This is a genomic window from Bacteroidota bacterium (assembly GCA_013360915.1).
GTDB lineage: Bacteria > Bacteroidota > JABWAT01 > JABWAT01 > JABWAT01 > JABWAT01.
In genome coordinates, this window is record JABWAT010000019.1 from 1 (window position 1) to 21,269 (window position 21,269).

A 21,269-nucleotide genomic window follows, 5' to 3' on the forward strand; every position below is an offset into this window, starting at 1 on the left:
TTGTCGGGTTCATGGTTACGTCCTGTGACAAAATGCAAAAAAAAAAAAATGAGATGTCAAGGTCTGGTATAAAAATAGCGTTTTGGGAGAAGGAACACAGGAGCCAGTAGCCAGTAGCCAGTAGCCAGAATTTCGCCTCCTCCGCCGGTGAGGGTCTGTTTCCTGGTTTTTCCCATCACCACTCACCCATCACCAATCCCCAATCACCTGACTTCCTGCCTGTTACAACTTGTTACCGGCACTCTGAAACGAACCGGTCCGGTTTGGCGTTTATTAGTTGCACGTTACACAACCGGATCTGGCTTTTCCGGCCGGATCAGAATCCGCTTCCACTTCTAATTCAAGTTTTATGATCTCCATTTCAAACCTGACCAAATCTTTTCCTTCGGGTGAATCCACGCTGACCGTTCTGGACCAGGTCTCCTTTTCGGTAGAACAAGGAGAATTTATTTCCATTCTCGGTCCGAGCGGATCGGGAAAATCGACCTTACTCGGGCTGATGGCCGGATTGGATCGTCCCACAGCCGGATCGGTTTCTCTGGCCGGACGCAACCTGAATGAACTTTCCGAAGACGATCTGGCGGTTTTCCGGAATCAGACGGTCGGGTTTGTTTTTCAGTCTTTTCAACTGATTCCAACGCTGACTGCTCTTGAAAATGTCATGGTTCCGCTCGAACTCCTTCGCCGTCCGGATGCAGAAACCACCGCACAAAAATTGCTCGATCAGGTTGGGCTGGGTTCCCGGCTCGATCACTATCCGGTTCAGCTTTCGGGGGGAGAGCAGCAGCGGGTGGCCATTGCACGCGCATTTTCGGGTTCACCCAAAATTCTGTTTGCCGATGAACCCACCGGCAACCTGGATCAGAAAACGGGTCAGCGGATTTTCGACCTGATGACCAGCCTGAATCGTGAACATGGCACCACGCTGGTGATGGTCACTCACGATCAGAGTCTGGCCAACCGGTCTGGACGGATTATTCGTCTGGCCGATGGCAAACTGGTGAGTGACGAACGGGTGGGTGACTGAGATGCGTTTACACTTTATCAGAAAACTGGCTGTTGAGGAATTCCGTTCGCAAAAATCCAGAATCGGCTTCCTGGTCCTGTCGGTATTTCTTGGTGTGGCTGCCCTGGTGGCAGTCAGTTCCTTCAGTGATAACCTGAAAGAATCGGTTGAACTTCAATCGCGGAAATTAAAAGGATCCGATCTGAGTTTTTCGGCTAACCGCGAGTTTCCCGATAGTCTTTCGCAGGTCTTTGATTCGCTTCGTTCGGCCGGCATGGAAGAATCACGGATTACTCAGTTCCTCAGCATGGCCATCAATCCGGAAGATATGAACAGCCGGTTGGTACAGGTCAGGGCCATGAGCGGAGGCTATCCCTGGTATGGGGATGTGGTGACCGAACCGGCCGATGCATGGTCGACCTTTCAGGATGGAAAGAAGGCCGTTGCCGATGAGAGCCTGCGGTTTCAGCTGGGACTTGAACCAGGTGATTCCATAAAAATCGGACAGGCAAAGTTTGCCATTGCGGGATTTGTAAAGAAAATGGCCGGGGATGCCGGTTTTGGTTTTGGAGTATCTGCGCGGGTGTACCTGCCCGACCGGTATCTGCCCGAAACGGGTCTGATTCAATATGGCAGCCGGGTCCGTTATATATCAGAATGGAAAGGCGTGCCGGGTCAGGACATTGCTGCACTCACCAACCGGATGGAAAACCAATGGCGCGAGGCCGACATCCGGGTCTCGAGTTACCTCAGCCGCGAGCAACGGCTGGGAGAAAACATCGACCGCGTGGGGACCTTCCTCGGTCTGGTCAGTCTGATCGCCTTGCTGTTGGGTGGTATCGGGGTGGCTTCCTCCATCAATGTTTATATCAGGCAAAAGATGGATACCGTTGCCATTCTTCGCTGTCTGGGTGCAACCGGACCTGAGGTAGCCACCATTTATCTGTCGGTTTCTCTGATGATGGCCTCTGCCGGAATTATCGCCGGAGTGCTGGCTGGTATCGGGATCCAGTTTCTGATTCCGCTGGCCATCCAATCTTATCTGCCGGTTGAACTGGTGACCACTCTTTCCTGGCCGGCGATTCTGAAGGGGATTCTCACCGGTCTGGTTGTAACTGTCACCTTCAGCTTGTTCCCGCTCAGCCGCCTGCTGCTGGTCTCTCCGCTTCATGCGCTCCGCCGCGATGTGGCACCTGCCGGAAGTCTTCGCAGGTCCCGGTTGATGACTGCTATTGTATCGGTATTGTTTCTGGGCACCTTGTGGACCATGTCGGTGATTCATGCGGGCAGTCTTCTGATCGGGTCGGTTTTTCTTGCCGGTATTCTGCTGGTGCTCGGGGTCTTGTACCTGATGTCACTGGTCATTGTCCGCGGAGCACGTCTGCTGAGGATCCGCCAGTTTTCCTACCCGGTGCGCCAATCGGTTTCGAATCTGTTCCGGCCGAATAATCAGACGGTGACGCTGGTTCTGGCTCTCGGTTTCGGTGTATTCCTTCTGCTGACCATTTATCAGCTGCAGAAAGGATTGCTCGATGAAATCACCTTTTCAGATGCCGGATCCCGGCCAAATCTGATTCTGTTCGATATTCAAAAGTCTCAGGTGGAACCATTGACGGCGCTGCTTGACAGCACACAGTGGTCCTATACCACTCCGCTTCCCCTGATTCCGGCACGGGTCTCGTCAATAAACTCGGTCTCGGCCCGCAGTCTGACCGATTCGGTCGGAAGGTCGGGTCCCAGAGGTGAGTTCATGGCCACTTACCGGTGGGATCTGCTCAGTACCGAAACCATTACCGACGGAGCGTGGTGGACCGCCGGTAATAATGATCAGACCCCGGAAGTCTCCCTTGAAGTCATGTATGCCCGCCGGCTGGGTCTGAAAATCGGTGATCAGGTCGAGCTGGAAATTCTGGGCGCCAGGCGATCATTCACGCTTACTTCGATGAGGGAAGTGAACTGGATCGGAATGAGTCCCAATTTTATGGTTGTGGTAAAGCCCGGATCACTCGAACAGGCTCCTCAAACATTCCTGACCAGCCTGCACATTGATGGAGTGGAAACCAGAAGTGATTTCCAGCGGAAGCTGGCTGCCCGATTTCCCAACATCATGGCCATTGATCTGACTCTGGTGATTGAAACGGTCGATTCCGTGCTCGATAAAATCGGACTGGTGATCCGTTTCATGGGTCTGTTCAGCATACTCACCGGGCTGATTGTGGTGGCCGGTGCCATTTCGAACGGAAAACTGCACCGGATTCGTGAAACAGCCCTGCTGCGGACGCTGGGTGCGGTCAAGTCCGTCATCCGGCAGATATTCACCCTCGAATTTATCATCCTCGGTGCGCTTGCATCAGTCACCGGTCTGGGATTGTCGGTCCTGGCCTCACAGCTGATTCTGCGGGAGGTATTCTCAATTGCAGCGGCCATTCCTTTCACACTGATCGGGAATGGACTGCTGATCACCATTCTGCTGATGACCGGGGCCGGTTGGCTGATCAACGGAAACCTGTTCCGGCTGAAACCGCTCGAGGTGTTGCGGCAGGATTGAACCCGTAAGAAATGGGTAAAATTGCGGTTACGGATGGCATTCTGGTTGAAAAACAGAACGGACCTCCTATCTTTGCAGGTTCTTTAACGGTACTCTATCCCGGGCCCGCAGTTGTTTCGCCGGTAACCACCAAATGGTCATCCGGTCTCCTGCTCTGGCCTGGTCTGACAACGGGGACGATCTCCGGAAAGGCGGCTATGACCATTGACAATCTGATTCAGGAAATGCAGGACCTCAAGACGCTTGAGGCGACTTTTCTCGCAGGTAAGCTGGAAAAAAAACACGACTATTGGAATAAAGTCACCACCATTCAGCAATTGCTGGTGAAAGTTCCTGAATTAAAAGCAGCCGACTACGAAAAGTACAAAGCAGAAGTCGAGGCCTCGGTTGCCACGATCAAGACCTTCCAGGCAGAACGCGAACGGCGTTACATTGCCATGAAGGAGCAGATGCATTACAATCAGGTACAGATTGAAAAGGAACTGGAACCCCTCGAGGTTTCTTTCCGCACCTTCCAGGAAGATCCTTCCCAGAAACCTGATATTGACTATTTCAATACCATTAACCGCCTTGCCAAGCGGATTCAGACGGTTCGTCCGCTCGAAAACGAGGTTCGTGAGTCGCTGACCGCGCGTGTTACCACCATCCTTTCCACACTCGATGAACAGCGTCAGGCGGCTCGTGAGCAACGCATTCAGGAATCTGAAGCGGTCAGAAGTGCGGTTCAGGCTAAGATCGATGCAGCCATGCTGGCCCTCACATCGGCACCTGATGAAAGAAAACAAACGGCCTACGACGAATTTTTCGCCATCATGGAAGCATTGAAATCCGAACTGGATTCTGAAACCATGGTGAAAAAGCACGTCGATTCCCTCTGGAAATACTGGAAGAAGGTCAAGGAGGATGCCAAGGACCTGCTGACCACGCTCTACACCACCAATTATGAGCAATTAACAGCCGATATTGATGCCTTTGTTGCCCGTCTGGAAACCATCGACAACCCGAAAGAGGCGGTCAACCAGTACAAGGCCATTCAGAAAAAAGCCATCGCTGCTGTGATCAAACGCCGGCAGAAGGATAAGGTTTTCAAGCGCTTTAAGGAAATCTGGACCACCATTCAGACCCGGTTCGAATCCCACTATCAGGAAATGGAAGCTCAGCGGAAATACCGCGATGAGCAACGCCAGAAGGAACAGGAACGCCGGTCTTCTGAAAAGGACCGCCAATCCGATCAGCTTCGTGAACAACTGGCTATCCATGAAGAAGCGGTGGTTCGTCTGAAAGCCGATATCAAGGTTTCCAAGAGTGAGACCTTTATCAGAAAAGCAGAAGAAGTGCTGATGGTTCAGGAGCAGATGATTGCCGAAATTCAGAAGAAACTGAGCAGGGTCGGCACATCAGAAGACAAACCATCCCGTAAATAATTCAGCCGGTCCGGTTAAGCAGTCATCAAACCGGAGGTGCACTCCGGCCGGACTGCAGCGGTCCGGCCTGATCTGCCGGCCATCACACGCTGATACCATTTTTCAGGAAAAGCTGGCAAATCCGTTATGATGCTACCGGTTTATCTTCCCGCCAACAGGGAAGACTACTTCAGAAAACTTCAATCCCGTCGTCTTTTCGATTCTACCTCTCTCAACGAGCAGGTTTCCTCCATCCTCCGCGAAGTCAGGGTTCACGGCGATGCGGCGGTTCGTGCCTTTACCCGTCGCTTTGATGGTTTTGATCCCGACCCGATCCGTGTGCCGGAATCTGATTGGACCGGGGCGGCTTCCCGACTGGAACCGGGAACCCGGGAAATTCTCGGCCTGGCCATTGAACGGATCCGTAATTTCCACCTGAATCAGCAGGAACAAAGCTGGACAGTGGCTGGTCCTTACGGTGAGATTCTGGGTCAGAAAGTGACGCCGCTGGAAAGGGTGGGCGTTTATGTGCCCGGGGGGAAGGCCTTTTATCCATCGTCCCTTCTGATGAATGTGATTCCTGCTCAGGTGGCAGGAGTCGATGAAATTGTAGTGGTGACGCCTGCCGGTAAGGATGGACGCCTGAGTCCGGTGCTGCTGGGGGCATGCGATTTACTTGGAATTAAGGAAATCTACCGGATCGGTGGGGCACAGGCCGTGGCAGCCCTTGCCTTTGGAACTGAATCGGTCCGCCCGGTCGATATGATAACAGGGCCAGGGAATCAATATGTGGCCAAAGCGAAGCAGCTTGTTTTCGGATTTGTGAAAATTGACAGCATAGCAGGTCCCAGTGAAGTGACCATTATTGCCGATGACACAGCCGACACCGATGCCCTGATTCTTGATCTGTTCAGTCAGGCCGAACATGACGAGCAGGCTGCCGTAACCCTGATCAGTCTGGACCCCGCCCTGCCCGGGAAACTGCAGGAACGCTTACCCGCCCTTCTTGAAATTCAACCGAGGAAAGCAATCATTGCCGCCTCGCTTCAATCCTTTGGCGGTTTGTTACCCGTTGATTCGGTGGAAGAAGCTTTTGAACTGGCTAACCGGATTGCTCCCGAACATCTGGAACTGCTGCTGGACTTTCCTGAATCGCATTTGTACCGGGTACGGCATGCCGGGGCGGTGTTCATTGGGCACTGGTCGCCCGAAGCAGCAGGTGACTATCTGGCGGGACCGAATCACGTGCTGCCGACCTGCGGAACCGCCCGGTTCTTTTCTCCGCTTGGCGTTTATGATTTTATGAAACGAACCTCGGTAATCCATTTGAATGAAGAAGCGATGAAAGCCATCGGCCCGGCTGTGGCTGCATTCGCTGATCTCGAAAGCCTGACTGCACATGGCGATTCTGCCCGATTAAGAACCGGTAAAACCGGCCAATCAGGCTCATGACCACCGAACACTTCTTCCGGTCGGTCGTTCTCCGTGAAAAGGCCTATCACGTCAGTGATGATTCAGCACCGGTTAAACTGAATCAGAACGAAAATCCCTATTCGCCTCCGGCTGAACTGACAGAGGCCTTGGTGGCCGATTTCAGGCAGTTTGCACTGAACCGGTACCCATCGGTTTTCCCCGATGAACTGAATAAAAAGCTGGCTGAACATCTGGGGGTTCACCCCGACTGCATTCTGACCGGACACGGCAGCAATGAACTCATATATTCCTCTCTGTGGGCGATTCTGGGTTATGGGGACCGGGTCTTTATTCCGTCACCCTCCTTCTCACTGTATGGAACTGTGGCCGGTTTCTGCGAGGCATCGGTTCTGTCGGTTCTGCCCGATGAACATACACTCCGTCATGATCCGGTGGTGCTGGAAGAAGAACTGATCAGGCATCAGCCCAAACTGACCATTCTCTGCAATCCGAATAATCCATCTGCGCAGGTTATTCCGCATGCCGACCTGACCAACCTGATTCAAAAGGCAGCGGGACTGGTGTGGCTGGATGAAGCGTACATCGATTATTCGGTGAATCCCACGCTGGTTCCTGTTCTTGATGACTACCGGAACCTCATTATTCTGCGCACTTTTTCAAAAGCTTACGGATTGGCCGGAATCCGGCTTGGCTATCTGCTGGGTTCTCCTGAGGTCATGATTCAGCTCAGAAAAACGAAGGTTCCCTTTACGGTGGATGCCTTCAGTCAGCGGGTGGGAATCCGCCTTCTCGAGCATCAGGACTGGGTGGAATCGGTCACCCGGCAGATTCTGGCTGAGCGGTCCAGACTTGCTTCGGAACTGAGCCGGTTATCAGGGCTCCGTTTATTTGAAACCGATACGAACTTTTTTATTTTTAAAGTTCTGGAAAAAACGGCCGCAAGCGTGTTCCGGGAACTGGTAAATGGCGGTGTGCTGGTCCGGAATGTCAGCGGATATCCGGCAATGGCAGACTGCCTGAGAGTCAATGTGGGAACACCCGAAGAAAACGACCATTTTCTTAAGACCATGAAGATGATTTTTCCAGCTAATTAGGAAAAGGAGACCAACCTGTGAATCTGTTTGTTTGTGTCAGTCAGGTTCCCGATACCGCCACCCGGATTAAAATCAGGGATGACGGCCGGACCATCGACCCTGCTGACGTTAATTTTATTCTGAATCCCTTCGATGAGTTTGCCGTTGAGGCAGCCCTGAAACTGAAAGAAGCTCATGGCGGAGAAGTGACCATTCTCTCGGTGGGCGATGACTCGGTGATCAACACCATCCGCAAGGCCCTTGCCATGGGAGCCGACAAAGCCGTTCACATCAAAGCCGCCGGTGAGTTTGATGGGTATCAGGCTGCCGAAGCGGTAGCCGCCTATCTGAAAGATAAACAGGCCGATCTGGTGCTGACCGGTAAAGAATCGGTAGATACCAACAGCGGGCAGTTTGCCACGTTTCTGGGCGCAATGCTCGATTTTTCGGTGGTGAATGTGGCTGTTACCCTTACTCTGGAAGGAACAGTTGTAAAGGCTGAGCGTGAGATTGAAGGTGGTCGCGAAGTGGTTCATGCACAGCTTCCGGCTGTGGTTTCCTGTCAGAAGGGACTCAATGAACCCCGCCTGCCAACCCTAAAGGGAATCATGGCAAGCAAAACCAAAAAGCCCGAGGAACTGGCATTGCCAGCCGGGGACTCTGCCTCCAGGATTGAAAGTCTGGCCAAACCACCGGCTAAAGCAGCCGGGAAAATCGTTGGATCGGATGTGTCGGCAGTGCCGGCATTGGTCGATCTGTTAATGAACGAAGCCAAAGTGATCTGAGGGGAGCCAGTCATGTCATCCATTCTGATATTTGCTGAACAACGAAACGGTAAACTGAAAAAAGCAGCGGCAGAAGCCATCAGCCGTGGCCGCGACCTGGCCAACCAGATGGGACTGAAAGCCCATGTGCTGCTGATCGGGGGACCCGGTGTGGAATCTCTGGCGATTGAAGCAGCCAGGTTTGGTGTTGCATCGGTCCTGACGGTTGCTCATCCCGATCTGGGTTCATACGTGAACAAGGCTTATGCTAAAGCCATTTCCCAGGCTGCCCGTGAACAATCGGCCAGCGTGGTGCTGATGAGTGCCACTGCCATGGGTAAAGAACTTGGTGCTTTTGTGGCGGTCTATCTGCAGGCATCTTTCGCCACAGACTGTACCGATCTGGTCGTTTCGGGATCGGGCGTGAAGGCCATCAGACCGGTATTTACGGGAAAGGCCCTTTCTACTGTGTCGCTTAACCGTCCGGTTGCCGTTCTGACGCTGCGTCCCAATGCTTTCCCCGCAACGGAATCACCGGTCAGTGCCTCTGTGACACCCGTTCAGGTGGCTTTTTCTGCCGGAGATTTTGCTTGTAAAGTCACCGACGTCATTCAATCTGGCGGAAAACTGGATGTGGCCGAGGCTGATATCGTGGTTTCCGGCGGTCGTTCGCTCGGCAGCGCAGAGAATTTTAAAATTCTCGAAGAACTCGCCGCCGCTCTCGGTGGGGCCGTGGGTGCCAGCCGGGCGGCCGTTGATTCCGGTTACCGTCCGCACGAAGATCAGGTCGGACAAACCGGCAAGGTGATTTCGCCGAAATTGTACATTGCCTGCGGTATTTCCGGTGCGATTCAGCATCTGGCAGGCATGAGTTCATCGAAAGTGATTGTGGCCATTAATAAGGACAAGGATGCCCCGATTTTCCAGGTCGCCGACTATGGAATTGTAGCCGATCTGTTCGAAGTGGTGCCCGCACTCACCAGGGAAATTAAAAACAGGTTATCCTGATCAGGAGCAAGTGTGGAACAGATACCGGTCCGGGTTGCCGGCCTTTCCTCGAGTCCGTCAACGTTGGGCAGTTTTGCTCTGGTATTGGCCGAGGCTCATGGAAACCGGCGGTTACCGATCATCATCGGTAATTCAGAGGCACAGAGCATTGCCATTGAGCTCGAGAAAATCAAGTCAGCCCGGCCGCTCACCCATGATCTGTTCATTCTCCTGTTGGAAAAACTGACTGTATCCATCCGGAAGGTCGTCGTGGACGACCTGAAGGATGGCGTTTTCTTTGCCAAAATTTACCTCGACACGACCTCGGGCCTTTCGATCCTCGATAGCCGGCCGAGTGATGCCATTGCCCTGGCCGTAAGGGCAAAATGCGACATTTTTGTAATGGATCACGTGCTCAATGAAGCCGGGATTGAAGTTCAGGAAGATGAACCGGCTTCCGATCCGGATAAGGGACAGGAAGAAGAGGAAAGCCCCGATTCCCTGCCCGACCTGCCCGGACTTGAACCGGAAGAGGCCGATGAGCCGGTTACGCCGCCTGCCAGTGAACTGGACCGGTTACAGACCGAACTCTCCAAAGCCATCGCCGATGAAGATTATGAACGGGCTGCCCGTTTACGTGATTCCATTAACCGGCTTCGCGGAGGTTCCTGATACCTCTGGCCGCACCTGTAACTGTGAGTCTACTTCATTTCCTTCTTTCCGCATTTCTTCTGTCGGCAACCCCGGCAAATGACCAGCCCCGAACGGGCACAGAAACCCGTCACCTCAGGGTGCTCACAGCGGTATATCCTCCTTATGTGATTCAGGATTCGACGGGTTTCTCTGGTTTCGACGTGGATCTGCTGAAACTGGTCTGCCAGCTCAACAACTGGACGTATGAGATCCGGACGGTCCCCTTCCCAACACTGCTTCCATTGCTGGCGGCTGACTCTGCTGATCTGGCGATCGGTGCCATCTATTATACAAGAGAACGTGAAAAAGAGGGAACTCCGTTCTCGGCTTATTATCATGAAACCGGGTTGGTAGCCATTTCCAGGCCCGGTGTCGAACTTTCCACTTACCGCGATTTGCCAGACTTCAGGGTGGCGGTAAAAACGGGTGCAACCGGTGAAGGATTCATCCGAGCCATCATCCGGGACCGCGGCCTGAACATTCCGCTGCTTTCCCATTCGTCAACGGACACCTGTCTGAAATGGGTTTCTGAAGGGAAAGCCGATCTGACGCTCAATGATGTGCAGAATTCCCTGTACCTGATCTCAAACAACTATACCGGAAAACTGCTGGTAAACACCGGCATTGCCTCTTCGGGAATTTTGCTTCGCTACCCGTTGGGATTTCCCATGAGCCCCTCATTTGCGGCTGAACATGGTGAGGCTCTGAATTCAGCCATTGATCAGCTGGATGAGTCCGGACTGCTGGAATCCATCAGAAAACGCTGGCTGCCAGCCATTCAGCCGGCAGGCGTTTCTTATTGGTGGCTGCTGGTGTGGCTACCGGTGGTGATCCTGATCATCTGGGCTGTGTTCGTTTATGTTCAGCGCCGGACCACGGCCCGTCTGAGAAGGGAATCGGCTAAACTTTCCGCAGCCGTTGATCAGACCACCATTCAGATCCTGATTCTTCGCCGGACCGGTGAAATTGAATTGTCCAATCCGGCTTTCCGGTCAGCGGCCGGCCCCGGTGACTGGACGGGCAAGGTCTGCCCGTACCTGACCGGACCCTTCATGGATCCCGACACACGTGAGCGTCTGCTGAACCGGGCGCTTAACGGAGAGGTGATCCGCCAGACCGTATCAGCTTCCTATCGTGAAAAGGCTTCTGTTCACATCGAGGTACAACTGTCACCCGTCCGGTCCAATGGTGACGACATCACACATGTGGTGGTTTTTGCCCGCGACATCACCGGCATTGTACAGACCGAAGATGCACTCAGACAGGCAGAAGAACGTTACCGTCATTTTCTGAAACAATCTGCCGATGGAATCCTGATTGTGAATCCGTCATCCGGACTGATTGAGGAAGCGAACCGGACTGCCGCTCAGATTCTCGGGTACACCGACACAGAATTGATGATGCTGAAACTGGATCAGCTGATTGGCTCCGACCGGATTGCCCAGCTGAACCGTCAGGTGAATGAAACGGGCAAGGCCTGGGGGGAATATGACCTGGTTCACCACATTGGTTACCCTGTCCATTGCGATGTTCGGGTTACCTCGGTGGAACTGCAAACCCAGACCGTCTGGGTGGTGACGCTGAGGGATATTTCTGAACGCAAATCGGTGGAAGAAGCGCTGAGAAGCAGTGAAAGCCTGTACCGCACCCTGTTCGGTCAGTCACCCTTGGGCATTTTCTCAACCGATTCCCGTGGAATGATCACCAACGTGAATCCGCGGCTGGTCGAATTGCTCCGGTTGGCTGATCCGTCGGTGCTATTGGGAAAATGGATTTCGGATATTCCCTATATCACCCGAAATGGATTGGATGAGCGTTATAACGAGGTCTTAACCCAGTTAAAGCCTGTGGTGGCTGCGACTACCTCCCGACTCACTGAATCCACTATTCTGAATTTACGGATCCGGATTTCGCCCCTGATGAATCCGGATGGATCCTGTGCAGGGTCCCTGTCGGTCATTGAAGACGAAACCGACAACCACCGCACCATCCGCGCACTCAGTCTCAGTGAAGAACGATTCCGCACACTGGTGGAATCCATTCCGGCACCCGTCATGATTTCCAGAATGACCGATGGAATGATCATTTACGGGAATGATTACACCGGAGGGGCCATTGATACACCGGTGTCGGCCTTTGTCGGGCAGCCAATCACCGCCTTTTATGCCAATCCATCCGAACGGAGTGCCCTGATTGCCATGCTGCAGGAAAAAGGGAAGCTGGATGGATATGAATTCCGGGCCCGCATGCCCGATGGCCGGGAAGTGGACATATTGCTGTCTGTTTCCATGATCCGGTTTGATGATTCTTCGTGTTTCCTGTCGATACTGACCGACATCACCGGCCGGAAACAAGCCGAGTTAAAATTGAAGACAAGCGAGGAACAATACCGGTCCATCGTTGAAAACATGTCTGAAGGTATTTTTCAGGTATCCGAAAAAGGACAATTCCTATCGGTCAATGGTGCCATGTGTTCGATACTTGGCTATCAGCGTCAGGATTTGCTTGCATTAAATTATTCCACCGGTTTTTTCTATCATTCACGTGACCTGATCACCGTCATGAGGCATGCGACCACTCCTGGCGAACGGCGTTTTGTCGAGGTGGAGTTGCGTCATCAGAATGGTTCTCCCGTCGCCGTCCAGCTGAAACCACGGGCCATCAGGGATGAGAGCGGCCGGTTGCTGTATTATGAAGTGCTGGTGATTGATGTGTCGGATCTGAAGGCTTCCGAGAATGAAAAACGGAAACTGGAAGAGCAACTCATCCAGAGTCAGCGTCTGGAATCACTGGGAACCCTTGCCGGCGGAATTGCCCATGATTTTAACAATGTGCTTTCCATGATTCTGATGGCATCGGAATCGATGAAGATTCTGGCTGGTGATGATGAAAAACTGAACCGGTATGCCGATATCGTGGCTTCCTCGGCTGAACGGGGAGCCGCCATTGCCCGTCAGTTGCTGCTTTTTGCCCGCGATGAAACCATCGATCTGCAACCGGTGAATCTGTTGTATATCATCCGGGAAGTCACTGAACTGCTCTCACACAGTTTCCCGAAATCCATCCGTCTCACTGCCGATTTCGGCACCCGTTCAGGTATTATTCTCGGCAATGCCGGACAGATTCAGCAGGTTCTCATGAATCTGTGCATCAACAGCCGCGATGCGATTCAGCAGGTCAATGAAGAAAATCCCCAGGGCGTGGTTTCGATTCATCTGAATGAACGGAACGGGGAGGAACTGGCTGCCTTTCTTCCCGGTGTGGTCACCGGAACCTGGCTGGAGCTGGAAATCCGCGACAATGGATCCGGAATGGATTCTGTGACCCTTCAGCGGATTTTTGAGCCCTTCTTCACCACCAAAAGCCGGGGAAAGGGGACGGGGCTCGGACTATCGATTGTACATGGTATTATCCGTGCGCATCAGGGTCATATCCGGGTAGAATCGGTTCCGGGATCGGGCACCTCTTTCTTTGTTTACCTTCCAAATCTGAAAACCCGCGAACTGATGGACAATCCCTCAGCAGGTTTTGATCACCCGGATCTGAAAGGGACGGTTCTGGTGGTGGATGATGAGGAACTGATCAGGGAAACCCTGCACGAAATCCTTCGTTCAACCGGATTTCAGGTCCTGCTTGCACCGAACGGCATGGAGGCGCTGGAACTCTATCGGGAAAAAGGCAGTCAGATCGATCTGGTCATCACCGATATGGGTATGCCACAGATGAACGGTGGCGAATTATTCAAGCGTCTGAAAGAATTGAAACCCGACATACGGGTGATTTTCTGTACCGGCTATATGGAGCAGGCTTCCAAATCGGATCTTCTGAAAAGAGGGGCCTGTGACGTGATTTATAAGCCGTTTAAAGTACAGGAACTGCTGGCTTCCATTTCAACCGTTCTGAAGTCCTAAACGTGGACATGACCAGCGACGGCCCGTTTTAAACGGTCCATGATGGCTCTCCCGAGTCCGGTTTCGGGCACCCGCTCAACCACAATCCGCTTCAATCCGGCCCGATCCAGATCATGCAATATGCTGAACAAACGGGCTGCTGCTTCAGTCAGGTCCTGATGCTCTGATAACCGGAAGACCCTTACTGCCGGATCTTCCGGAAGGTGGGACCAGGAAATAAATCCGGTTTCTGAACCGGTCACCGGCTGGCCCTCCCAGAAAGCGAGCGGAGTGGAAGGACTGTAATGGACGGCCAATTGCCCGGGAGCCAGTGGCTGATGGTGGGCCGAAGGGGCATGACGTTCTTCCAGATCGGGAAGAAACTGCCTGAGGGCATCGGTCGACAATCCACCATGACGTAACAGCACCGGAACCGGACCAAGCAGAGAAACGATGGTGGATTCCACCCCGACCCGGCAGGGTCCGCCATCGAGGATAAAATCGATCCGGTCCGATAGCTGATGCTCCACGTGGTCAGCGCGCGTGGGTGACAGGTAATTGGAAGGGTTTGCCGAAGGAGCAGCCAGAAACCCGCCTGCCGCAGCAATGAGATGACGGGCAATGGGATGTGCAGGAACCCTCACTGCGACCGATTCCCGGTCACCGGTTGTAATGCCGGGAACAACGGACCGTTTGGGAACCACCAGCGTGAGCGGGCCGGGCCAGAACCGGTGAATGAGCGAATCAATTCTGGAAAGATCAATGGTGGAAATGAGGGGAAGCAGACCCGCATCGGGCATGTGAACAATGAGCGGATTAAACACCGGTCTGTTTTTTGCCTCGAAAATACGGGCCACGGCGATGGGATTCAGCGCGTCTGCCGCCAGTCCGTAAACCGTCTCGGTTGGAATGGCGCCGATGCCACCCCGTTTGAGAATATCGGCTGCTTCATTCAGTTTTTGGGCAGTGGGTAACCAGATCATCAGTGAAAATTCCCGATTTGCCGGGTCCAGTTCAGAAAGCCGGTCTGTTTATCGGTCCGGATCAGTTTGGTGAGAGCAAGCAATCCCAGATACACCACCAGATAGGCGGTGAAGACCAGGCTGATCCGCTGGGTGATCTGGCTGACCAGATAACCGCTGATGAGCGCCGTCAGGCTGATCAGGATAAACTGACCGAGTTTCCGGTAGGGAAAGATGTACTTGTAATCGCAGCTCAGCAATTGCTGAATCTGACTGTTGACTCCCACCCAGTAAACCAGTCCGGCTGCAAGAGGGGCCAGAAACCATCCCCAGACACCATGTATGGAAGTAAATAGCCACCCGCACAGAAGGAAGATCACGAGACTGGTTACCGAAAACAGCATCAATTCCCGTTGCCGGTCCAGCAGCACCAGCAGTTCTGCCATCGGATTACTAAAACAAAAGGCTCCGGCAGCAAGCGCCGTCATCGAGAGGATGAGCATGGGCCAATCCATTGGAAGCTGATACCCACCCATTTCAAATTCAATCAGCGGAGTGAGAAGGAGAAGAAACAGGGGAATGACCGAGAAAAACAAGGCCACATGCCAGATATTCAGGTGTTGAACATACAGAATAAACTGGCTGTCAGCCCCCAGCCGGATAAAATTCTTAAAAATGAGCGACCAGAGGGACAACATCTGGGCTGCCACCATGATAAAAACCACAAACAACTGACTGCCAACCAGCCAGATCATCCGGTAGCCGGGACCTGCCTGCATCCAGATCAGGAAGACCAGCAAAATCAGCACCAGCCAGAGTGAGGCATCAGCCAGCAGAACCCTGGCCGACTGTGCCAGTGTATGCGCCCAGGAAATGACAGGACGGGTAAACGCATCAACCAGCTGATAGTGAACCAGAAGCACGAAAAACAGGAGCAGCCTGATGGCAGCCAGACCAATCAGCAGATTTATCAGAGACAATGCATCGACCGGAAAAAAGAACAGACCTGTGGTGATTCCGGGGATTCCCAGCCGGCTGACGACCCGGAACAAGGCGGCGGTGGATGACTCACTGATGGTGGCCATGGCGGGCTCGGTCAGCAGGGGTGGAATCATCAGGGCAAGCCAGATGCCGGTACGGAAACAAGCCGAGGAAATCCATCCGTCATATCCCGAAAGAGAAAGACTCACAGAAACAGCCAGACTGAGCAGGACGACCAGCACCGATACAAGGAGGATCAGGGCCAGGTCTCGGGTGATCCATCCGGCGGTCCGGGCGGGGTTGTCTGATGGATAGTGAATGTAAAAGAGCCGGCGTATTCCCGATTTCATCATCAGAAGAACCAGAAATCCGGTAAAGAAAAGCATCCCGAGAAATTCGGCAGGTTCCTTTCCGACCAGATGGACCAGGGAAAGGGTCAGGTAGACGAAGGAAAAAACCAGAAAGAGATAATCTGAAAATTCGCGCCGGACGAAGAGAAGAAAATGCTGAAGGTGTAACACGTCAGACCTGCCGGTTTCTCTGGTAACGAAGGTTGTTGGCCCTGATCAGCAGTCTGATAAACGGATTAGGGCTGGTCAGCAGGTGAAGGCCATGACGCTTCACTCCGCCAAACCGTTGCTTGAATTCTGCAATTCCTGCAGTGTTGATTCCGCCGAGATCCAGTCCGGTGTAATGATTCAGACGGGCATATTCCAGGGAATGGGTGACCAGGTGGTACCCGGTTGGTTCCGGTGCGTTTGAACGGTCGATGGCAGACAGCCAGTCGGTCAGCCACCCGCGCGGATCGGAGATCCAGAGCCGCCAGGCAAGAGTACGGTCCGACTGACGGTAACGGAGGGCCGTCACCCGTCCGTCCGGAATCCGGGAAAGAACGCCAAACAATTCTTCTGGGGCAAAAGGTGGTTTTCTTCCATGAGCCAGATAACTGCCGGTGAGAAGAGACAGTTCCTCCATGGATAGCTGACGGGCGGGTACCCAGTCAAAGTGGCCGGGAACCGATTTCCGGATTTGCCTTTTTGCCTGTTCAGAAAATGATCGGATCTGGCGGTCAGGATCGGGATGGACCGGCAGATAAAGGCCGGTTCTCACAGTGCCGCCTGCCGGTATCGGATAGGGTTCATCCTGCCAGGGAAACATCCAGTTGACCAATGAAAAACCCGACTTCCACGCAAGAGCCGAATACCAGTCGGGAATTGAACGATCGCCCGCTGTTCCAACCGGGGAAGTAAGGTACAAAAGGGCATGACGTTTCGGGTAACGCATACCAGCCCGTTCAACCAGCCGGGTGACATACAAAACCTGCCGGTTACCCGACTGATCAGCAAATTCAAGAACATCGGGTTCTGCATTCCAGACAGCCCGGTGGGCCTCAATGGTATGAAACCAGGTTCCGCCCGGAGTGGACATGATCCAGTGATCCAGTTCCTGTGCGGATGGGTGGCTGACCGGGGAAATGGTGGTAAAATGAGGGGTTTCCGGCATGGGATTCAAAGGTAAACCAAATCAGGGTGAATAAAAACCGGTTCATGCCCTCAGAAGCATGTGCCGTGTTCCCGGTTTTGGTTGTTTTCACCTGCGTACTTCGTATATTGAAAACTTGTTAATTTCCTTAAAAATATCAGGTTGGAACCACAAATCGTGATCCCCGAATGCTGAGTTTACGCGTCCAGATTATTGCAGCCGGAATTATTCTGGTCCTGTCATCCACCTTGATTTTCTGGTTTCTGATCCGACCGGCGATCAGTGAATCGGTGATCAGTGAACGGATGACTGTGATCAGTCAGCTGCACCGAAATTTTGTGGCACGCTGTGATGCCTGGTTCCTGAATTCTCAGGTGGTAACCGATGCGTTGCTGCCGTTGCTTGGTGACGGACAGGTGGCTTATGAACAGGCCTTCGGATTGTCAGCCTCCATCCACCCCGATCTGGCAGGCCAGGATGTTTATCCCGATGAATCGGATGATGTGCTGTCCGTCCGCAATAACCGGTATTCTGATGTTAATCCAGACCCCATTAATCTCACTTATCTTCCCGTTCCCGGCCGCGAAGATCAGGCCTTGTCGGTGGTTCACCAGGGCAATTCCCGCATTCTGGTGATCAGAACCATTGGAAGCATGGACCGTGTTGGCATTACTGTGTACACGTATTTCGATATGAATTCGATGATCAGGGTTCTGGCCGGGTATCGTTTGGGAACCGAGGCCGGAATGGTGCTTTCCGGGTCAAAAGAGGTGATTTTCCGGGCCGGTGAATTACCGGATTCCCTGGTGTTGGCAGGGGCAACTTACCAGCTGGATGAAATCGCCCCGGTTTCCATCGGGCAAGATGTGTATTACCTGGTTAACGGATCACTCAGTTCGGCCCCTTACCGCCTGACGTTGATGATTCCCCAAACGGTTCTGACCGGACCCGTTGAAACCCTGTTCCGGTGGATTGTGGTGATTCTGGTGGTGATGATTGGTTTGTCGGTGGTGGCTGTCCTGATCTTCTCGAACACGATTACCCGACCGGTCCACCAGCTGGTCCGCAGCCTTACTCCGATAAGGTCCTTTGACTTTTCCAAACCGGTTCACCCGGTCCGGTTACCCGATCTGAGACCCATTTCGGAAAGCCTGGAGTCGATGCGGGTGGCCTTGTATGAATATGACCTGCTTAAAACCCGTCAATTGATTCTGGCTGAATCAAGAAATCAGTTTATGATCAATTACATTGATGATCTGCTGGTCTTTGGTGATGAAGAAGGTCGGTTCCGGTTCATGAATAACCGCATGAAGGAATGGCTGGCGGGTAACCCTGAAACAGGGTCCATCGGTGACATTCCCGGTCTGGTAAGTATACTGACCGGGTCAGCAGCGGGCGAACCGCTGACGGTTGCCCATTCCGATGAGGCATTCCGGATCACCATAGAAAAATCGGAAAGCAATCTGGTCTTTCCCGGAAAACCCGACAAAGAAGTGTTCTCCTGGCAGTTTATCACCATTGCCGAGCGGGAAGGTCAGACACCGCTTGGTTACCTGCTTTTGCTTCATGATATGACACTGGACCGTCAGGTGGAGGAAGTAAAACGGGATATGATGTCGATCATGGTGCATGAACTCAGGAATCCCATTACATCCATTATGGGATTCACACAACTGATGATGGATGACAAATCGCTCAGTACCGAGAATAAAGCCTGGCTTGATATCATGCTGACCGCTTCTCAGAAACTGGCCTCATTGATCAACCGGTTCCTGGATGTTCAAAGACTCGAATCGGGACGGATGGAAGTTGATCTGGTGGATGCCGACCTGGTGTATGTCTGGTCCGAAACAATCAGGTCCTTCACACCTCAGCTGCAGGAAAAACAACTAACCGTCACTTTTCAGCCGCCGGCTGGTTTGTCGAAGGCACGGGCCGATTATGTTCTGATGGGGGAAGTGGTGCAGAACCTGCTGTCTAATGCGATTAAATACGGTGATCCGGGCCGCAACATCCTGGTTTCCATGGGAGAGTCGGCCGATCAGATCCTGATGTCTGTCACCGATTTTGGCTATGGCATCTCACCGGCTGATCAGCAGAAGCTGTTCACCAAATTTTACAGAGTCAGATCGCATCCGAAAGCCGCTCAGCAGGTGGGAACCGGTTTGGGACTGGCCTATGTGAAGGAAATCATCAGCCGGCATCACGGATCGATTACACTGGAGTCCACCCCCGAAATCGGATGTCGTTTTACCATCCGGATTCCGAAAGCAAAACCTGGTGGTGCAACATGAGATCAGTTGTGATTTTTCTGCTGATTTTGTTGCCGGTCGGAGCAATTTCCCAGACGAACCGGTTTTCTGCTGCAGCTTTGTCGTCCCGTGCAGCTGCTCTGCTGGGTGATTCCCTGGCATGGCCGGTTCTGGCTTCCGTGGCTGTTTATGATAACCGGAGCAACACCTTTTCCATTCCGGTGACAGCCAGTCCCGCTTTACAGACTTTCCGGCTTTATCACCAGAAAGTCCGGGTTGTTACTGAACAGCTTCCGGTACAGGTAAAAGCAGGGGCCGGTTTATTTGGGCCATCCGAACTGAAGGCCTTGGAAAATGCGTTAAACCGTTATCAGTTGAACCTTTCGGCTGGCAATGTGGATAGCTGCCTGAAACTATCGGCCACTGTTTCATCTCTGGCTCTCCGGCTTGAATCGGCCATAGAACGGAACCGGTTGTCGGCAGTTGAAGCCCGGCTGGAGGAAAAAACGGGAATTGTGGGTCAGCGAAAAGGGTTGCTGGGGGCATGGAAACCGGTTGAAACCGGCACTTTGTATGAAGAAAACGACGGGGTCAGAACCTATGCAGACAGCCGGGCGGCGTTGGGATTCCGCGATGGATCCAGGGTGATCATGGGTGAACACAGCATGGCCACCATATCCCGCTCCCGGCTCGATAACCTGACCCGTGCTGTGAAAACCGATGTGACACTGGTGAATGGTAGTTTGCTGGCAAGGCTTTCCGAGCAAAGTAAACAACGGGCCGATTTCCGGTTGTCGGTTGGTAACGCCAGATCTGAGTTGCAGACCAACCGCTTCTGGGCCAATCGGGATGGTGACAAGCGGATCCAGGTTTCCAATTATGACGGTGAAGCCAGACTGACCGCTTCGAATGTGACGGTGACCCTCCGCAGGAACCAGGGAACGGTGGTGGTGGAAGGAAAACCGCCGGCTTTACCGGTGGATCTGCTCCCATCCCCCAGACTGGATTGGAATACGCAGGATTCGGTCATTTACACCAACCAGTTTACCTTTAACTGGTCACCGGTCCGGGGGGCAACCCGATACCAATTGGAAATGGCCCTTGATCAGGATTTTACACGGCTGGTTTTCCGGCGTGAAATGGCGGGCACCCGGTTTTCCGGTACGTTTGAACTTGAACAACCGGTATACATCCGGTTACAGGCTTTTGATAATGACGGATTGCGTGGAACCGACAGCCCGACGTACCGGCTGGTTAAAAACACCGATGACATTCCGCCGGCTCTGTTCCTGTTTGGTGTGACCGGTGACGCCCTGATCATCCCGGGAACGGCTTACCGGGTGACCGGACAGACAGAACCATTCAGCCGGTTGACGGTTAATGGCAATCCGTACCCGGTGGCAGGCGATGGTTCTTTCGAACTGTCGGGAGACACCGGTAAGGAACAGTTGAAATTTGTACTGGAAGCAACGGACCGTGCAGGGAACAGCCGCCGGCAAAACCTGATGGTGATTCCCATCGATCCCGTCGTACTGAGGACCATCCGCTGGAACGTTCCGGTTAATGGCACCACCATTGATGGACAGGGAACGGCACTTTCTGCCAACGGAATGGCCTATCCCGGAATGGAAATCCGGTACCGGGCCGGAAATCTGACCGGTTCGGTGGGAACTGCTTCCAACGGTGAATGGGCCGTTTCCCTGCCAGCAGGAGAAGGTCCCGCCCTGACATTTGATTTTATTCACACGGGGTCAGGTGACACCGTGTTAACCTTGACATTCACTATCAGGTAAC

Annotated in this window: 14 protein-coding genes; 11 read left to right on the forward strand and 3 right to left on the reverse strand. The window is 53.1% G+C overall.

Going from position 1 to position 21,269, the window contains the following annotated elements; all coding sequences use genetic code 11:
• Positions 1 to 349 precede the first annotated feature (349 nt).
• From HUU10_13650 to HUU10_13690, 9 genes are all read left to right on the forward strand, one after another.
• On the forward strand, positions 350 to 1,027 hold the full coding sequence (locus HUU10_13650) for an ABC transporter ATP-binding protein (GenBank protein NUQ82653.1): 678 nt from the start codon (positions 350 to 352) through the stop codon (positions 1,025 to 1,027).
• A gap of 1 nt (position 1,028) precedes the next feature.
• Positions 1,029 to 3,554: an ABC transporter permease gene (locus tag HUU10_13655; protein NUQ82654.1), complete on the forward strand. Its 2,526-nt coding sequence runs from the start codon at positions 1,029 to 1,031 to the stop codon at positions 3,552 to 3,554.
• Between the two features lie 11 nt (positions 3,555 to 3,565).
• On the forward strand, positions 3,566 to 4,978 hold the full coding sequence (locus HUU10_13660) for a hypothetical protein (GenBank protein NUQ82655.1): 1,413 nt from the start codon (positions 3,566 to 3,568) through the stop codon (positions 4,976 to 4,978).
• Positions 4,979 to 5,104: 126 nt separating this feature from the next.
• Positions 5,105 to 6,409 (forward strand): histidinol dehydrogenase, encoded by a 1,305-nt coding sequence (gene hisD / locus HUU10_13665; protein NUQ82656.1) that lies wholly within the window; start codon positions 5,105 to 5,107, stop codon positions 6,407 to 6,409.
• Entirely contained in the window at positions 6,406 to 7,485 is a 1,080-nt protein-coding gene (hisC, locus tag HUU10_13670; GenBank protein ID NUQ82657.1) for a histidinol-phosphate transaminase, read from the forward strand. Before hisD ends, hisC begins: the two co-directional genes overlap by 4 nt.
• Before the next feature lie 17 nt (positions 7,486 to 7,502).
• Positions 7,503 to 8,249 (forward strand): electron transfer flavoprotein subunit beta/FixA family protein, encoded by a 747-nt coding sequence (locus tag HUU10_13675; protein NUQ82658.1) that lies wholly within the window; start codon positions 7,503 to 7,505, stop codon positions 8,247 to 8,249.
• A gap of 12 nt (positions 8,250 to 8,261) precedes the next feature.
• A complete protein-coding gene (locus tag HUU10_13680) occupies positions 8,262 to 9,236 on the forward strand; it encodes an electron transfer flavoprotein subunit alpha/FixB family protein (protein ID NUQ82659.1) in 975 nt (324 codons plus the stop codon).
• 12 nt (positions 9,237 to 9,248) lie between these two features.
• Positions 9,249 to 9,887, forward strand: a complete 639-nt coding sequence (locus tag HUU10_13685) for a bifunctional nuclease family protein (GenBank protein NUQ82660.1) — start codon at positions 9,249 to 9,251, stop codon at positions 9,885 to 9,887.
• Positions 9,888 to 10,006: 119 nt separating this feature from the next.
• Positions 10,007 to 13,819, forward strand: coding sequence for a PAS domain S-box protein (locus HUU10_13690; protein NUQ82661.1), 3,813 nt, complete (start codon positions 10,007 to 10,009; stop codon positions 13,817 to 13,819).
• Here HUU10_13690 and HUU10_13695 read toward each other — a convergent pair.
• The 3 genes from HUU10_13695 to HUU10_13705 are packed head-to-tail and all read right to left on the reverse strand — an operon-like array spanning position 13,816 to position 17,244.
• Positions 13,816 to 14,781: a threonylcarbamoyl-AMP synthase gene (locus tag HUU10_13695; GenBank protein ID NUQ82662.1), complete on the reverse strand. Its 966-nt coding sequence runs from the start codon at positions 14,779 to 14,781 to the stop codon at positions 13,816 to 13,818. The two genes, HUU10_13690 and HUU10_13695, sit on opposite strands and share 4 nt — an antisense overlap.
• A complete protein-coding gene (locus tag HUU10_13700; GenBank protein ID NUQ82663.1) occupies positions 14,781 to 16,262 on the reverse strand; it encodes a hypothetical protein in 1,482 nt (493 codons plus the stop codon). The genes HUU10_13695 and HUU10_13700 overlap by 1 nt, the downstream gene beginning before the upstream one ends.
• A 1-nt stretch (position 16,263) precedes the next feature.
• Positions 16,264 to 17,244, reverse strand: coding sequence for a hypothetical protein (locus HUU10_13705; protein NUQ82664.1), 981 nt, complete (start codon positions 17,242 to 17,244; stop codon positions 16,264 to 16,266).
• Between the two features lie 167 nt (positions 17,245 to 17,411).
• On the opposite strand from HUU10_13705, the gene HUU10_13710 reads away from it, so the two are divergent.
• Positions 17,412 to 19,517 (forward strand): HAMP domain-containing histidine kinase, encoded by a 2,106-nt coding sequence (locus HUU10_13710; GenBank protein ID NUQ82665.1) that lies wholly within the window; start codon positions 17,412 to 17,414, stop codon positions 19,515 to 19,517.
• A complete protein-coding gene (locus HUU10_13715) occupies positions 19,514 to 21,268 on the forward strand; it encodes a FecR domain-containing protein (protein ID NUQ82666.1) in 1,755 nt (584 codons plus the stop codon). Before HUU10_13710 ends, HUU10_13715 begins: the two co-directional genes overlap by 4 nt.
• Position 21,269 lies beyond the last annotated feature (1 nt).

What these genes read in the sequence shown, in the direction of transcription:
- HUU10_13650 (NUQ82653.1), top strand. Translation starts at nt 350, where the DNA reads ATGATCTCCATTTCAAACCTGACCAAATCTTTTCCTTCGGGTGAATCC.
- HUU10_13655 (NUQ82654.1), top strand. Translation starts at nt 1,029, where the DNA reads ATGCGTTTACACTTTATCAGAAAACTGGCTGTTGAGGAATTCCGTTCG.
- HUU10_13660 (NUQ82655.1), top strand. Translation starts at nt 3,566, where the DNA reads ATGGGTAAAATTGCGGTTACGGATGGCATTCTGGTTGAAAAACAGAAC.
- hisD (NUQ82656.1), top strand. Translation starts at nt 5,105, where the DNA reads ATGATGCTACCGGTTTATCTTCCCGCCAACAGGGAAGACTACTTCAGA.
- hisC (NUQ82657.1), top strand. Translation starts at nt 6,406, where the DNA reads ATGACCACCGAACACTTCTTCCGGTCGGTCGTTCTCCGTGAAAAGGCC.
- HUU10_13680 (NUQ82659.1), top strand. Translation starts at nt 8,262, where the DNA reads ATGTCATCCATTCTGATATTTGCTGAACAACGAAACGGTAAACTGAAA.
- HUU10_13695 (NUQ82662.1), bottom strand. Translation starts at nt 14,781, where the DNA reads ATGATCTGGTTACCCACTGCCCAAAAACTGAATGAAGCAGCCGATATT.
- HUU10_13705 (NUQ82664.1), bottom strand. Translation starts at nt 17,244, where the DNA reads ATGCCGGAAACCCCTCATTTTACCACCATTTCCCCGGTCAGCCACCCA.
- HUU10_13710 (NUQ82665.1), top strand. Translation starts at nt 17,412, where the DNA reads ATGCTGAGTTTACGCGTCCAGATTATTGCAGCCGGAATTATTCTGGTC.
- HUU10_13715 (NUQ82666.1), top strand. Translation starts at nt 19,514, where the DNA reads ATGAGATCAGTTGTGATTTTTCTGCTGATTTTGTTGCCGGTCGGAGCA.